This window comes from Stappia sp. P2PMeth1, from assembly GCF_900185735.1.
GTDB lineage: Bacteria > Pseudomonadota > Alphaproteobacteria > Rhizobiales > Stappiaceae > Stappia.
The window spans coordinates 80,978-96,418 of the sequence record NZ_FYAW01000005.1 but is presented as its reverse complement, the minus strand read 5'-3'; the positions used below and the strand labels follow the sequence as shown (position 1 = coordinate 96,418).

The following is a 15,441-nucleotide window of genomic DNA, read 5'->3' as shown; positions in this document are numbered from 1 at the left end:
CGGCAACGGGCTCCTGCTGCCGGCCTCGCGAATCACCGCTCGGGTGCGGCGGCGATCACTTCCACCTCGACAACGAATTCGGGTCTGGCGAATCCGGAGACGATCATCAGCGTCGAGGCGGGCGGGGGCGAACCGGTGAACTCGTCGCGCGTCTTCATGTAGCCGGCAAGGTGCTCGCGGCCCGTTACATAGGCGTTGATCCGCACCATGTCGGAAAAGCCCATGCCGGCAGCCGCCAGGATGCGGCCGATATTCTCGAAGCACAGGCGGGTCTGGCCTTCCACATCGGCCGGCACGGCGCCTTGCGAATCGATGCCGAGCTGACCGGAGCAGACGACCAGCCGGCGGCCCGCCGGGACTTCCACCGCGTGACTGTAGCGGGCAAAGGGCGGGGCCATGTCGGGCGGTGTGATTGCTCTGGTCATGGGACCTCCTGGAGTTAGGCGGGGGCATCAGCCCTGTGCGAAGGCACCGGGCGGCTGCGCGCGTGGCTGGACAGGCATCCTAGCCGCGGCACATTCCCAACGGAAATGCACCTTCGGATGTCATGCCGGGAAGCCCTGCCCATGATGAAATTTCCGGCGAAGGGGCTGGCCGCAATGCCGCTTTTTTGTGCGCGCAAGCTGGGTTAGTGTCTGCTGTCGATGCCATGACGCGCCGCTTGCGGCGTTTGCCCTGGTTGATTTTGCGACTGTCCTTTCGGCGAAGGCTCCAAAAACGGTTCCGGCCCCTAAAGGATTGTCAAAATCGGCTGGTATCTCAAGGGGCGTGGCACGTCGATTGCTGTGCTTTGAGGAGATGGCTGCAATTTGAGCGTGGCTGATCCTCGATGGCCGATCATACTCGGTCAGCTCAGGCGGATCCCGCTCGCGGGGCGGGGATCGCCGAAAAAAGAACGGGACGGTGGCCCGACGCAGGCCGACGCGAACTTGGACCATTTCTGGAGGCGAACAGCATCATGCGGACAGTATCGAAGAGCGCCCTGCTTGGAGGGGCGGCACTTGCGCTTGTTTCGGTTTCGACGGGCGGGTCGCTTGCCCAGGAGGCGGTGACGTTCGGCACCAACTGGCTGGCCCAGGCCGAGCATGGTGGCTACTACCAGGCCGTTGCCGACGGCACCTATAAGGCCTGCGGCCTCGACGTCACCATCGTGACCGGCGGACCGCAGGTGAACAACCGGGCGCTCATGCTCGCCGGCAAGATCGACTTCCTGATGGGCGGCAACATGCTGCAGGCGTTCTTCGCCTTGCGCGAGGGCATTCCGATCGTCGTGGTGGCCGCGGACTTCCAGAAGGAGCCGCAGATCATCCTGACGCATCCCGGCAAGTACGAGAGCTTCGAGGCAATGGCCGGTACGGCGCCGCTGCTGATCGGCGACAACGGCTTTGCCTCTTACTATCAGTGGATGATCTCCGAATACGGCTTCACCGTCGAGCAGCGGCGTCCCTACACGTTCAACCCGGCGCCGTTCCTTGCCGACCCGGCGGCCGGCCAGCAGGGCTATGTCACCTCCGAACCCTTCGCCGTCGAGCGCGAGGGCGGTTTCGCTCCCGACATCTATCTGATCGCCGACTACGGCTTCAGCACCTATGCCACCACCGTCGAGACCATGGCCGACACGGTCGCCAACCGTCCGGAGGTGGTGAAGTGCTTCGTCGAAGGGTCGGCGATCGGCTGGTACAACTATCTGTACGGCGACAATTCGGCGGCCAACGAGGCGATCAAGGCCGACAACCCGGAAATGTCCGACGAGCAGATTGCCTTCTCCATCGACAAGATGAAGGAGTTCGGCATCGTCGATTCCGGCGATACCGAGACGCTGGGCATCGGCGCCATGACCGACGAGCGGATGACCGATTTCTACGACAAGATGGTCAAGGCAGGTGTGATCGAGGACGGCCTCGACATCAAGAAGACCTACACGCTCGACTTCGTGAACAAGGGCGTCGGCCTCGACATCAAGAAGACGCTGACGGGGAACTGACCAGCCTTGTCCACTCACGGAATGATCCGGCCGGCGCGGCCGGCAGTGTCGGGGGGCGCGCGATGAGCGCCTCCTCTTCAGCGCCCGCGGGGAGGGAGACCTCCCCGCGGACACCGATCGTCTCGCTGCAGCGGGTGTCGAAGACCTTCGCCAATGCCACGGTGGCGTTGAAGGACATGACGCTGGACATCAACAGCGGCGAGTTCGTCAGCCTGCTGGGCCCCTCCGGCTGCGGCAAGTCGACGGCCCTGCGCATTATCGCGGGACTTTCCAGCCCGACGGCGGGGCGGCTGCTGTGGCCGGACGAACGGCCGGGCGCGCGCGACCACGCCATCAGCTTCGTGTTCCAGGAGCCGACCCTGATGCCCTGGGCGACGGTGTTCGACAACGTTCACCTGCCGCTCAAGCTGAAGGGCAGTTCGGCCGAGACCTCCCGCACCGCCGTCATGGAGGCGCTGGAGATGGTCGGGCTGGAGAGGTTCGCCAGGAGCTACCCGCGCGAACTGTCCGGGGGCATGAAGATGCGGGTCTCCATCGCGCGGGCGCTGGTGACCAAGCCGCGCCTGCTGCTGATGGACGAGCCTTTCGCGGCGCTCGACGAGATCACCCGCTTCCGCCTCAACAACGACCTGCTGCGCCTGTGGGAGGAGTTCGGCTGGACGGTGATCTTCGTGACCCATTCGGTGTTCGAGAGCGTCTATCTCTCCAACCGGATCGTGGTCATGGCGGCGCGGCCCGGGCGGGTCGTGGCCGACCTTGCCGTGGATGCGCCCTATCCGCGGGACGAAACCTTCCGCACCTCGCATGTCTATTCGGACCATTGCCGGAATGCGTCCGAGGCGCTGCAGGCGGCGATGGCAAGCGAAGACGACGATCACCATTGATCGGTGGGTCCGGAGTGCCCGTGCCTTCCGAGTTTCCTGCCGTACAGCCAGAGGACCGACCGCATGACGGCCAACCTGGACACGACTGCAAGCCGGAACGGAGCCGCGATGCCGACGGCCGACCCCGCGGAACTCGCCAAAGCCCGCCGCGAGCGGATCGACCGCACCGCGCGCTGGCTGCTGCCGGTCGTGGTCATGGTCGCCACCATTGCCCTGTGGCAGTGGTATGTCGTCGCCTACAAGGTGCCCCACTACATCCTGCCGGGCCCCGACCGGGTGGTGCAGGCGCTGGTCGCGGACTGGTCGACCCTTTGGCCGGCCCTCCTGATCACCATCGCGATCACGCTCGGGGCGCTGGTTATCGCCACCATCGGCGGCGTCGGGCTCGCGGTGCTCTTCGCCCAGTCGAAATGGGTTGAGATGTCCTTCTTTCCCTATGCGGTGATCCTGCAGGTGACGCCCGTGATCGTCATCGCGCCGCTGATCTTCATCTATGTCCCCTCGAAGATCGCCGGATTGCTGATCTGCGCCTGGATCGTTGCGTTCTTCCCGATCCTGTCGAACACGACGCTCGGCCTGAACTCCGCCGACCACAACCTGCGCAACCTGTTCCAGCTCTACGGCGCCACCCGCTGGCAGACGCTGCGCTATCTGCGCCTGCCCTCGGCGCTGCCCTATTTCCTCGGCGGCCTCAAGATCGCCGGCGGCCTGTCGCTGATCGGTGCCATCGTCGCGGAGTTCGTCGCAGGTACCGGCGGCCTCGGCTCCGGCCTTGCGTTCAAGATCCTCGAGGCGAGCTACCGGCTGAACATTCCGCGCATGTTCGCCGCGATCCTGCTGATCTCGGTCACCGGCATCATCATCTTCGCCAGCCTGAGCGTGCTGTCGCACCTCCTGCTGCGCCACTGGCACGAGAGCGCGATCAAGCGGGACACCTGATGCAATGACCCATGCCATGCCAGACGTTCCAGCAACCGGCAGGGTCCTGCTGGCCAATGCGACCCTGCCGAGCGCCGTCACCGGCGGCACGCTCAACCATCTCGGCGACGGCCTCGGCCGGGCCGACATCCAGATCGAGCATGGCGAGGTCACGGCCATCGCGCCGCCGGGCCTGTTGACAAGCCGCGAGGGGCTGGCGGTCGTCGATCTCGACGGCGGCCTGGTGCTGCCCGGTTTCGTCGACATGCATACCCATCTCGACAAGGGGCATATCTGGCCGCGCCGGCCCAATCCGGACGGGACCTTCGCCGGCGCACTCGAAGCGGTGAAGACGGACCGGCCGGCATGCTGGACGGCGGCGGATCTGCGCCGGCGCATGGAGTTCGCCCTGCGCTGCGCCCATGCCCATGGCACGGTGATGATCCGCACGCATCTCGACAGCATTCCGCCGCAGGAGGAGATCAGTTGGCCGCTCTTCGCCGAAATCCGGCAGGAGTGGGTGGATCGGATCGAACTGCAGGCCTCGGCCCTTTACGGCGTCGAGAGCCTGCTGATGCCCGGATTTCTCGATCAGATCGCCGATACGGTGTTGAAGACCGGCGGCACGCTCGGCGCGGTCACCTATATGGTCGAAGGGCTGGAGGGGCATATCGATGCGCTGTTCCGCGCCGCGGCCGAGCGCGGGCTCGACCTTGATTTCCATGTGGACGAGACGGCGGACCCGGAGGCGCGCTCGCTTGCGATGATCGCCGAGGGCGCGCTGCGCAACCGCTTCGAGGGACGGATCGTCTGCGGTCACTGCTGCTCGCTGGCGCGCCAGCCGGAGGACGAGGTCGACCGCACGCTCGATCTGGTGGCCGAGGCCGGGATCGGCGTCGTGTCGCTGCCGCTCTGCAACATGTATCTGATGGACCGTCAGGCCGGACGCACCCCGCGTTGGCGCGGCGTGACGCTGCTGCATGAAATGAAGGCGCGGGGCATTCCCGTCGCCGTCGCCTCCGACAACACGCGCGATCCGTTCTATGCCTATGGCGATCTCGACATGGTCGAGGTGTTCACGCAGGCGATCCGCACCCTGCATCTCGATCACCCGTCGGGAGACTGGATCCGCACGGTGACGACGACGCCCGCAAGCCTGCTCGGCGACCCGACGCGCGGGCGGATCGACGCGGGCCTGCCCGCCGATCTGGTCCTGTTCCGGGCGAGGACCTGGAACGAACTCTGCGCCCGTCCGTCCGGTCCGCGCCAGGTCCTGCGGGCGGGCATTGCCCTTGACCGGACGCTGCCCGACTATCGAGACCTCGACGATCTGATGGAGCCTTGACGCATGTATGACATCGCCGCGCTGAAGGCCGCCCTTGACGGGATGGCGATCGAGGACAATCCGCAGATCGTGCGGCAGAAGAGCCGTGATTTCTTCTGGTACTCGCCGGTGCTGAAGCGCCAACTGGAGGACGTCACCGCCGATATCGTCGTCAGCGCCCGCAGCGAAGCGGACGTGATCCGCGTCCTGAAGGCCTGCTATGAACTCGACATTCCGGTGACGACGCGCGGCGCCGGAACCGGCAATTACGGTCAGGCGATGCCGCTCTCCGGCGGCGTGGTGCTGAGCCTTGCCGAGATGAACGCCGTTCTGGAGACCGGCCGTGGCTTCGTGCGCGCCGAAGCGGGCGCGATCATGTCGGCCATCGATGACGCCGTGCGCCCGACGGGGCAGGAGTTGCGGATCCACCCCTCCACCTACCGGACGGCAACGATCGGCGGCTTCATTGCCGGCGGCTCCGGCGGCATCGGCTCGATCAACTGGGGCGGACTCCGGGATTTCGGCAACATCCTCTCGCTGAAGGTCGTGACGATGGAGGCGGAGCCGCGGGTGCTGACGCTCTCCGGCGCCGACCTGCACAAGGTCAGCCATGCCTATGGCACCAACGGCATCATCACCGAGGTGAGCGTGCCGCTGACCGCCGCCTATGACTGGGTCGACGTGCTGGTCGGCTTCGACGATTTCGCGGGCGCGGCGCGCTATGCCAATGCGCTGGCCAATCAGGACGGCATCCTGACCAAGGAAATCGCTCCCATCGCGGCGCCGCTGCCGCACGATTATTTCCTGCGGCACCGCAAGTTCCTGCGCTCCGACCAGTCGGTTTGTGCCGTGATGGTGGCGCCCTTCGCGATGGATGCCTTCGATGCCTTCACCCGGCGCCAGACCGGCGCGGGGATCCTCTACCGCTCGGATCTGGCGAGCGGGGAGGAGAGCAAGGGGCTGCCGCCGGTCTACGAACTGACCTGGAACCACACGACCTTGCGCGGCCTCAGGGTGGATCCGACGATCACCTATCTGCAGGTGCTCTACCCCTTCCCCGATCATGTGCAAAAGGCGGTGAAGCTTTCGCAGATGCTCGGCGACGAGGTGCCGGCGCATCTGGAATTCGTGCGCTTCGACGGCAAGATCACCTGCTTCGGCCTGCCGGTGGTGCGCTATACGACCGAGGAGCGGCTCAACGAGATCATCCGCATCCACGAGGATCTCGGCTGTCCGATCTTCAATCCGCACCGCTACACGCTGGAAGAGGGCGGGATGAAGCAGACCGACGCGGTGCAGCTTGCCTTCAAGGGGGAAGCGGATCCGAAGGGGCTGCTCAATCCGGGCAAGATGATCGCCTGGGAGAACCCGGATTTCGACTTCTCGGCCGAGCAGACCTTCCTGTTCCCCGGCCTGGCGCGATAGGCCGGATCGCATGCGCGTGCTGCTGATCCATGCGCATCCGGTGGAGGAGAGCTTCTCCGCCGCGCTGAAGGACGAGGCCTTGCGGGTGCTCGTGGCCGCCGGCCATTCGGTCGAGGTCTGCGATCTTTACGCAAACGGCTTCGATCCGGTCCTTAGCCGCGAGGAGCGGCTTTCCTATCACGATCTCGATCGCAACCGGGAACCGGTCGCGGACTATGTCGCTCAGGTGCTGCGGGCGGAGGCGATCATTCTCGTCTATCCGGTCTGGAATTTCGGCTTTCCGGCGATCCTGAAAGGGTATTTCGACCGGGTGTTCCTTCCGGGGGTCTCGTTCCGGATGCGGGAGGGCAAGGTGGTGCCCAACCTCCAGCACGTGCGCAGGCTTGTCGCGATCACCACCTATGGCGGCAGCCGGCTGCGGGCTTTCCTGGTCGGCGATCCGCCGCGCAAGCTGGTCTGCCGGGTGCTGCGTGCCCTGATCGCGCCGACCGGGCGGCTCTCCTATCTTGCGCTCTACGATATGAACAGGATCGACGCGGCCGGACGCTCGGCTTTCGTCGCACGCGTGACGGCGCAACTCGAGAGGCTTTGATGCGCGTTCTTGTGATCTTCAGCCACCCCGCATCGGACAGTTTCTCGGCGGCATTGTGCAAGACGGCCATGGAAACGCTCAACGCTGCCGGCCACGAGACGCGCCTTACCGACCTTTATGAGCAGGGCTTCGATCCCGTGATGCACGCGGGCGAATGGCGGCGCTATGCCGATCCGGCCGTGAACCGGGATCCGGTTGCCGATCATGTCGACGACCTGTTGTGGGCGGAGGCGCTGCTGTTCATCTATCCGACCTGGTGGTACGGCCTGCCGGCGATGCTGAAGGGCTATCTCGACCGGGTCTGGATCCCGCATGTGACGTTCGATATTCCCACCGAAACCAGCGGGACGCGGCCGCGCATGCAGCACATCCGCAAGATCGCCGTGGTGACGACCTGCGGCGCCTCCTGGCTGATCTCGAAGCTTGTGGGCGAGCCGGGCCGCAAGACGGTTTTGCGCGGCATTCGGCTTCTGTGCCACCCGCTGTGCCGGGTCCGGTATCTCGCCCATTACAAGATGGATACGTCCACTGCGGAGAGCCGCGCGCGCTATCTGGCAAAAGTGAAACGCTCGCTTGCGAGCTGGTAAGCCGTCTTGGGAGCCGGCGCGCCGCTCCGGGCGATGGCACAGGTTGCTCGCCTTCGGACAATTCCTCTTTGATTCCCCACCGTTCAGGTCGCATTATGCAGGCGTGTGCCGTGCACCCGCTGCCCCGCATGCCGGGCAGGAACACGAGTTTCGTTCGCTGTCATCAAGCTTTCATTTGCCGGCATTAGAAGGCGAAACATGGCGTTCAATTACAAAAAGAGCGTGACGTTTCGCCTGGCGCAAACCGCCAAGGCCCATCGTTCGCGCGCAGGCATCCACCTCTCCCGGATCGGTCTTCATCCGGGCCAGGAAGCTGTGCTCAAGATCCTGTCCGAAAACGACGGACAGACCATGAGCCAGCTCGCGGCCGTGCTTTCGGTGCAGCCGCCGACGGTCACCAAGATGGTGACCCGGCTCTCGGCTCAGGGTTTCCTGCGCCGGGCGGCCTCGGAAACCGACGGGCGTCTTGCCCGCGTCTTCCTCACGGACGAGGGCAGGGCGCTGGTCGAGACGGTCGATCGGTCGTGGAAGCGGCTGGAACGGGAGGCGCTTGCCGGCCTCGACGAGAAAGACCGCAAGAAGCTGCGCAAGCTGCTTCGGCAGGTGGAAAAGAACCTCGGCTCGCGCACGGTCGAAGAGGTCGACCTGGAACTCGACGAAGTCGACTGACGTGCCTGCCGGATTGGTGTGGTTGCTCCTGTCGTCTCCGCCGGAGACGACTAGCGGTCGTTCGGGCATCCGCCTCGCCGATCTGCGCCTGCCGGTCGGCCGGGTTGCTCTCAGCGCATAGCCGGTGTGCAATTCCGCGACATGACAAGTCGCAAGATTCCCTGATCTAGTCTAATTAATAGGACAAATGCACGATTCCGGTCGTGATCGATGGAGTGCGCCGACCGACGGCCCCTGTCGACAGGCGAGTGAGGGCACATCTTGGATTCCTTGCAGCGGGCGGCCAGCGGCTGGGCCCGGCTCATCCCCGAGCGTTTCGTCGGCATCGCGCTGATCTGTTTCGCCTTTCTGTGTTTCTCCTGCCTCGACACGACGGCCAAGTATCTCGGCCAGTTTCTGCCGACGGAGCAGGTCGTGTGGATGCGTTTCATGACGCATATCCTCTATGGCGTCCTGCTGTTCCGCCTTTGGCGGATGCCGCAGGTGCTGCATACGCGCCGTTGGGGACTGCAGATCCTGCGAGCCCTGTGCCTGCTTGGATCGACCGCCTTCAACTTCTTCGCGATCCGCTACATGCAATTGGCCGAGACGGTGTCGATCATGTTCGCAGCGCCGTTCGTGGTGACGGCGCTGGCCGGGCCGCTGCTCAACGAATGGGCCGGCCTGCGCCGCTGGATCGCGATCATCGTCGGGTTTATCGGCGTCCTGGTGGTCACCCGTCCGGGCTTCGGCGAGATGCACTGGGCAGCGCTGCTGTCGGTCTGCTCGATGCTCTGCTACGCGATCTACGTGCTGACGACGCGCATGCTGACCCAGACCGATTCGCCCGTCGGCATGCTGATGATCTCGGCCATTGTCGCAGCCGCGGCGATCTCGCCCTTCGGCATTTCCGCCTGGCAGACCCCGTCGAGCGTCTGGCACTGGGTGTTGCTGCTGTCGACCGGCGCCCTTGGCGGCATCGGCCATTTCGCTCTGATCCGGGCGCATATGCTGGCGCCCGCCCCGGTGCTGGCGCCTTTCATGTACACGCAGATCCTCTGGATGGTCGCGCTCGGCTATCTCGTCTTCGCCGACGTTCCGACCGTCTACACGGTGACCGGCGCATCCATCGTCACCGCCTCCGGCCTCTACATCCTCTATCGCGAGCGCAAGATCTCCCGTGCCGAGGTCGCCGCCGAGGCGGCCTCGCAGGGGCGGGGGTAGGACATCTTGTGCGGCGACCGGCGATGGGTAATCCTTCAATCGATTAAGGTCGCCGTTCGGCGGCCCGAACCGAGGGGCGGAGCGTGAGCGACAGATCTTCGGGACGCCGGGGCCGCCCGAGCGTAACGGCGGCAGTGGTGCCGGCCGGTGAGGACAGCGGCAGCGCGATTCTGCCCGCCCCCGCGCGTACACTGGTGCGGCGAATCACACTGGGCGACATGGCGGCGGAGCTGAAGGTGTCGACGGCGACGGTCTCGCTGGCCCTGCGCAATTCGCCGCTGGTTGCCTCCGAGACGCGCGAACGCATCAAGGCGCATGCCCGCAGCGTCGGCTATATCTACAACCGCTCGGCTGCTGCCCTGCGCACGGCGCGCTCCAACATGGTCGGGATTGCGGTTCACGACATCCTCAATCCCTATTTCGCCGAAGTCTTCCGGGCGCTGGAGGATGAACTCGGGCGCGAGCAGCAGGTCGTGCTGATCTGCAATCATCGCGACGACGTGCGCCGCCAGCGCGGCTTTGTCGACAGCCTGCTGCAACACCGTATCGACGGGCTGGTGCTGTGCGCGTCCGTCGACACCACCGCCGCCGAGATCAACCAGTTGGTGGAGACCGGCATTCCGGTGACGCTGATCTGCCGCGACGTCGAGGGCGCGCGTGCGCCGGTGGTGCGCGGCGACGACGTTGCCGGCGGGCGGATGCTGACCGAGCACCTGATCGCGCAAGGCCACGAGCGCATCGCCATGGTCGGCGGCAGGCGGCGCAGTTCGGCCGGGCGCGACCGCAATCTCGGCTGGCGACAGGCGCTGGAGGAGGTCGGGCTCGATCCGGCGGCGCAGGTCGACATTCCCGAACTGATGACCCAGGCGGAGGGCCGCGAGGCGGTGCCGGCGCTGCTTGCCGCCCGTCCGCAGCCGACCGCCGTGTTCGGTTTCAACGATCTGATCGCCTTCGGCCTTACGGCGGCGCTGAAGCGAAGCGGCGTCGAGCCGGGCACGGGCATGGCGATCGGCGGGTATGACGATACTGATGGCGCCGCCGGCGGCTCGCCGTCGCTGACATCGGTGTGCAACAACCCGGCCCGGATCGGCCGCGAGGCCGCCGGCCTGATCCTGCGCCAGATCGGCGGGGAGACGGTCGGCGACGAGCGCCGCCTGATCGAACCGAGCCTCACCGTCCGCGAGAGCACGCCGCCACCGCGCGGGGGCCGGTCCGGCTGACCATATCCACCATCCGTCACATGCAATCTGACAGGGAGAGAGACACAATGGCGCTGGCCGAAATCCTCATGCTCGGGCGGATGCTGCCGCTCGTGGAGACGAGCCTCGACAGGCACTTCACCGTCCACCGGGTGGCGGCGGGCGATGTCGCGGACCTGCCGGAGGATCTCTGCGCCCGGGTGCAGGCGGTGGCGGGCGGGGCACATGTGCCCGTCAATGCCGCGCTGATCGACCGCCTGCCGGCGCTGGAGATCGTCGCCAATTTCGGTGTTGGCTACGATTCCGTCGACGCTCGCCATTGCGCGACGAAGGGCATCTGCGTCACCAATACCCCCGATGTGCTGAGCGAGGAGGTTGCCGATACGGCGATGGCGCTGCTGCTGATGGCGGCGCGCGAACTGCCGGCGGCCGAGCGCTATCTGCGCGCCGGCCAATGGGTCGCGAAGGGTCCCTATCCGCTGACCCGCGCCACGCTGCGCGGGCGCAAGCTCGGCATCCTCGGCCTTGGCCGCATCGGCAAGGCGATTGCCGTGCGGGCCGAGGCGTTCGGGCTCGAGATCCACTATCACGGGCGCTCGCGCCAGCCGGACGTTGCCTATCACTATCACGAGACGCTGCTGGGCATGGCCGAAGCCTGCGACACGTTGATGGTCGTGGCGCCCGGCGGCGCCGCAACGCGGGGCATCGTCAACGCCGAGGTGCTGAAGGCGCTGGGCTCCGAGGGCATCGTCGTGAACATCGGCCGCGGCACGGTCATCGACGAGCCGGCGCTGGTCGCGGCCCTGCAGGATGGCACCATCCTGTCTGCCGGCCTCGACGTGTTCGAGGACGAGCCGCGGGTGCCGCAGGCGCTCATCGACATGGAGCATGTCGTCCTGCTGCCGCATGTCGGATCTGCCTCGCAGCACACCCGCAACGCCATGGGGCAACTCGTCGTCGACAACCTTCTGTCCTGGTTCCGGGACGGCAAGCCGGTTACGCCCGTCGCCGAGACGCCTTTCGCCAGAAAGGTTTAATCAAGCTTAACGAAGCGTTAATCGGTTCAGTCGATCCTGTTCGTGTCGTGGTCGGGTGTGGTGGTCCGGATGGTACCGGTTTCCCCTCCGCGCCCCGGCTCTCCCGGATGCGCCACTTGCGCAAGGTCAGGAACAGGATCGGGATCATGGCGCTTTACATGCAACGGATCGGCGTTCTCGTCGCCGTCACGCTGTTCTCGCTGGTGTTCTTCGGCACCGGCCTGACGGGCGCGCAGCCGGTCGAGGCGCGCGTCGCCGGACAATGGCAGCTCATCGACGAGGTGTCGGGTGCGGTGTGCCGGCTTCATCTCAAGGCGGAGGAGGCAGGTGGCGCGTTTCCGCGCGATGCCTTCCGGGCCGACATGACCTCCTGCACGAGCCCGGTCGGGGGCGAGCTGCCGCAGCTTGGCTGGCGTGTGCCGCCGGAGGGCGGCATCGAGTTCGTCCTTGCCAATGGCAGCGTGCTCGCCGCCTTCGATGTGGGGGAGAGCGAGGGGCTCGCCTCGGTGGCGCCGACCGGCGCCTTCCTGCTGCTGGTGCCCGAGCGGGCAGTGGCGCTGTCGGCGCTCATTCCGACAGCGCATTGATCCGGCTCGCCTGGAGCTTTACCTGGCTCCGTTCGACAGGAACTCGTCCATGCGCTTCAGCGCGCGGGCGATGTTTTCGGCCGAATTGGCGTAGGACAGGCGGATATAGCCCTCGCCAAGAATGCCGAAATCCGGTCCGCCGATCGTGGCAACACCGGTTTCCTCCAGCAGGGCGCTGGCCAGCGGCTTCGCCTTCCAGCCGGTCGCGGAAATGTTGGGGAAGGCATAGAAGGCGCCCATCGGCGTGCGTGCGCTGACGCCGGGAAGGGCGTTCAGCCCGTCCACCACCAGCTTCCGGCGCTTGTCGAACTCGCGCATCATCTCGGCGACCGCGTCCTGGGGCCCTTGGAGCGCTGCAAGCCCGGCATATTGCGCGGGTGCGTTGACGCAGGACCAGCAGTTGACCGCCAGCTTGCGCGCCTTGTCGATCAGCGCCTGTGGCCACACCGCATAGCCCATCCGCCAGCCGGTCATGGCATAGGTCTTCGACCAGCCGTCGAGCAGGATCAGCCGGTCGCGGATCGCATCGAATTCCAGCAGCGAGGTGTGGACCGCCCCGTCATAGGTCATCTGGCCGTAGATCTCGTCCGACAGGATGGCAATGTCGGGCCGGTCCGCGAGCCCGGCCACCAGCCTCTCGATCTCGGCACGCGGCGTCACGCCGCCGGTCGGGTTGGCGGGCGAGTTGAGGATGATCAGCCGGGTCTTCGGCGTCAGCAGGCCGAGCGTTTCCTCGGCCGAGAAGGCGAAATCGTTCTCTTCGCGGATCGGCACCGGCACCGGCGTCGCGCCGGTGAACTCGATCATCGAACGATAGATCGGGAAGCCGGGATCGGGGTAGAGGATCTCGGCGCCCGGCTCGCCGAACATCAGGATCGCCATGAACATGGTGACCTTGCCGCCCGGCACGACGACGATCCTGTCGGGGTCGACCGCGACACCGGTGCGCTTCTCGACATCGGCGGCGACGGCTTCGCGCAGGGGCAGGATGCCGGTCGCCGGCGTATAGCCGTGATGGCCGTCGCGCAGCGCCTTCACCGCGGCTTCGACAATATGGTCCGGCGTGCGGAAATCGGGTTGGCCGATGCCCAGATTGATGATGTCCTTGCCCGTGCGGGCGAGTTCGGTGGCGCGCGCCAGCACGGCGAAGGCGTTTTCCTCGCCGATCCTGTTGAAGCCTTCGATGGTTTTCAGCATGGGTCCTCCCGGTGCCGCGCGGCAATATCGCCACGTGGCATGGTCATGATAGGTTTGTCGGGGTCCTTGATATCGTGGGCTCTGCCCTCGTGGAAGGGGATTGGCGGCGGGCAGGGTCGACCGTCTCATGGGATTTTCGGAGTTATAAGTGAGCAACGTCGCGCATCTGGACACACCCGTCGGCCTGCTCGAAATCGAGGCGGAGCGCGATGCGATTGTGCGTGTCGGCTGGGGGCGTCGGCGCGATCCCTCGCCGACGCCGCTGCTGGAGGAGGCGCTGGATCAGCTTCGCCGGTATTTCGGCGGCAGTCTGACACGGTTCGACCTGCCGCTGGCGCCGGCCGGCAACGATTTCCAGCAGGCGGTGTTTCGCGAGCTATTGGCCATTCCCTATGGCGAGACGCGCAGCTATGGCGATCTGGCGGCCCGGCTGTCCACCTATGGACAGCCGGTCGGCCAGGCCTGCGGTGCCAACCCGATCCCGGTGATCATTCCCTGCCACCGGGTGCTGTCGGCCAGCGGGCTCGGCGGCTATTCGGGCGAGGGCGGCAGCGAGACCAAGATCGCTCTTCTCAAACTCGAGGGCGGGTTTCCCTTCCTCCTCTAGCCGTCTGCGGAGCGGTGTTGCGCGCCGCGCTTTGCCAAGGCGCGGAAAATTCGCTACTGCGATGGACAACGCATCCCATATTCACGGGAACGCACGGCAGGCGATCCTCGCCGGGCCGCGCCCACGTCAGACACAGGCAAGCCCATGACCCTATCCCAGGACAGCAAGATCCCCGTCACCGTATTGACGGGCTATCTCGGCGCCGGCAAGACGACGCTGCTCAACCGCATTCTCAGCGAGAACCACGGCACCCGCTATGCGGTGATCGTCAACGAGTTCGGCGAGATCGGCATCGACAACGAGTTGCTCGTCGAATCCGACGAGGAAATCTTCGAGATGAACAACGGCTGCATCTGCTGCACCGTGCGCGGCGACCTGATCCGCACCGTCGAGAACCTGATGAAGCGCAAGGGCAGCTTCGACGCCATCGTGGTCGAGACCACCGGCGTTGCCGATCCGGCCCCGGTCGCGCAGACCTTCTTCATGGACGAGGATGTGCGCGCCAAGGCCAAGCTCGACGCGGTCGTCACCGTCGTCGACTGCCGCCATGTGCTGCAGCGACTGGCCGACACGGAGGAGGCCGAGGACCAGATCGCCTTTGCCGACGTCATCCTGCTCAACAAGACCGACCTGGTGACCGCCGACGAGTTGAAGGCGGTGGAGAGCCGCATCCAGTCGATCAACCCGTATGCCAAGCTGATCCGCAGCGAGCGCTGCGCGGTGCCCCTGGACGAGGTGCTGAACCGGGGCGCCTTCGACCTGGAGCGGATCCTGTCGCTCGATCCGCATTTCCTGGAGGAGGCGGAGCACACGCACGAATGCGGGCCGGACTGCGACCACGACCATCACCATCACGACGGCCACGACCATCACCATGACCACGATCACGGCCATGGTCATCACCACCATCATCACGACCATGACGCGCCGCATTCGGTGAAGAGCGTGTCGATGACGGCGGGCGAACTCGATCCACAGGTCTTCTTCCGCTGGATCGGCGACATGACCCAGGTCAACGGGCCGAACATCCTGCGCCTCAAGGGCATCATCGCCTTCAAGGACGACCCGCAGCGTTATGTGGTGCAGGGCGTCCACATGATCCTGGAAGGCGACCATCAGCGCGACTGGAAGGACGGGGAGCCCCGCACCAGCCGCTTGGTGGTAATCGGTCGAGAGCTCGATTTCGATGCGCTCGAGATCGCCTTCAAGGCCTGCGAGGCCTGAGCGA

At 65.8% G+C, this 15,441-nt stretch carries 16 protein-coding genes; 14 read left to right on the top strand and 2 right to left on the bottom strand.

All coding sequences use genetic code 11. The features are described from left to right. Positions 1 to 32 precede the first annotated feature (32 nt). Entirely contained in the window at positions 33 to 425 is a 393-nt protein-coding gene (locus tag P2PM1_RS01380; protein ID WP_186397897.1) for a RidA family protein, read from the bottom strand. 533 nt (positions 426 to 958) lie between these two features. Between P2PM1_RS01380 and P2PM1_RS01375 the strand changes: the two genes are divergently transcribed. The 12 genes from P2PM1_RS01375 (at position 959) to P2PM1_RS01320 (ending at position 12,409) form a co-directional block, all read left to right on the top strand. After that, positions 959 to 1,984 (top strand): ABC transporter substrate-binding protein, encoded by a 1,026-nt coding sequence (locus tag P2PM1_RS01375; protein WP_186397896.1) that lies wholly within the window; start codon positions 959 to 961, stop codon positions 1,982 to 1,984. 62 nt (positions 1,985 to 2,046) lie between these two features. Then, positions 2,047 to 2,868, top strand: a complete 822-nt coding sequence (locus P2PM1_RS01370) for an ABC transporter ATP-binding protein (protein ID WP_186390287.1) — start codon at positions 2,047 to 2,049, stop codon at positions 2,866 to 2,868. 63 nt (positions 2,869 to 2,931) lie between these two features. Continuing rightward, entirely contained in the window at positions 2,932 to 3,807 is an 876-nt protein-coding gene (locus P2PM1_RS01365) for an ABC transporter permease (RefSeq protein WP_244293223.1), read from the top strand. 4 nt (positions 3,808 to 3,811) lie between these two features. Next, on the top strand, positions 3,812 to 5,131 hold the full coding sequence (locus P2PM1_RS01360) for a cytosine deaminase (RefSeq protein ID WP_186394633.1): 1,320 nt from the start codon (positions 3,812 to 3,814) through the stop codon (positions 5,129 to 5,131). Positions 5,132 to 5,134: 3 nt separating this feature from the next. After that, the gene (locus P2PM1_RS01355) at positions 5,135 to 6,535 is read left to right on the top strand and encodes an FAD-binding oxidoreductase (RefSeq protein WP_186397895.1); all 1,401 of its coding nucleotides are present in this window, start codon (positions 5,135 to 5,137) and stop codon (positions 6,533 to 6,535) included. Between the two features lie 10 nt (positions 6,536 to 6,545). Then, positions 6,546 to 7,127, top strand: coding sequence for an NAD(P)H-dependent oxidoreductase (locus tag P2PM1_RS01350; protein WP_186394635.1), 582 nt, complete (start codon positions 6,546 to 6,548; stop codon positions 7,125 to 7,127). Then, positions 7,127 to 7,714, top strand: coding sequence for an NAD(P)H-dependent oxidoreductase (locus P2PM1_RS01345; RefSeq protein ID WP_186397894.1), 588 nt, complete (start codon positions 7,127 to 7,129; stop codon positions 7,712 to 7,714). Before P2PM1_RS01350 ends, P2PM1_RS01345 begins: the two co-directional genes overlap by 1 nt. A gap of 198 nt (positions 7,715 to 7,912) precedes the next feature. Continuing rightward, on the top strand, positions 7,913 to 8,383 hold the full coding sequence (locus P2PM1_RS01340) for a MarR family winged helix-turn-helix transcriptional regulator (protein ID WP_186394637.1): 471 nt from the start codon (positions 7,913 to 7,915) through the stop codon (positions 8,381 to 8,383). Positions 8,384 to 8,644: 261 nt separating this feature from the next. Beyond that, entirely contained in the window at positions 8,645 to 9,586 is a 942-nt protein-coding gene (locus tag P2PM1_RS01335; protein WP_186390293.1) for a DMT family transporter, read from the top strand. Positions 9,587 to 9,669: 83 nt separating this feature from the next. After that, positions 9,670 to 10,806: a LacI family DNA-binding transcriptional regulator gene (locus P2PM1_RS01330; protein WP_208985155.1), complete on the top strand. Its 1,137-nt coding sequence runs from the start codon at positions 9,670 to 9,672 to the stop codon at positions 10,804 to 10,806. Between the two features lie 47 nt (positions 10,807 to 10,853). Then, entirely contained in the window at positions 10,854 to 11,822 is a 969-nt protein-coding gene (locus tag P2PM1_RS01325) for a 2-hydroxyacid dehydrogenase (protein WP_186390294.1), read from the top strand. A gap of 146 nt (positions 11,823 to 11,968) precedes the next feature. Further along, positions 11,969 to 12,409: an AprI/Inh family metalloprotease inhibitor gene (locus P2PM1_RS01320; RefSeq protein WP_186397893.1), complete on the top strand. Its 441-nt coding sequence runs from the start codon at positions 11,969 to 11,971 to the stop codon at positions 12,407 to 12,409. Positions 12,410 to 12,427: 18 nt separating this feature from the next. On the opposite strand, the gene P2PM1_RS01315 is transcribed toward P2PM1_RS01320, so the two are convergent. Beyond that, a complete protein-coding gene (locus P2PM1_RS01315; RefSeq protein ID WP_186397892.1) occupies positions 12,428 to 13,606 on the bottom strand; it encodes a pyridoxal phosphate-dependent aminotransferase in 1,179 nt (392 codons plus the stop codon). A gap of 148 nt (positions 13,607 to 13,754) precedes the next feature. Between P2PM1_RS01315 and P2PM1_RS01310 the strand changes: the two genes are divergently transcribed. Beyond that, positions 13,755 to 14,213, top strand: coding sequence for a methylated-DNA--[protein]-cysteine S-methyltransferase (locus tag P2PM1_RS01310; protein ID WP_186397891.1), 459 nt, complete (start codon positions 13,755 to 13,757; stop codon positions 14,211 to 14,213). Positions 14,214 to 14,357: 144 nt separating this feature from the next. Continuing rightward, positions 14,358 to 15,437, top strand: coding sequence for a GTP-binding protein (locus tag P2PM1_RS01305; RefSeq protein WP_186397890.1), 1,080 nt, complete (start codon positions 14,358 to 14,360; stop codon positions 15,435 to 15,437). Positions 15,438 to 15,441 lie beyond the last annotated feature (4 nt).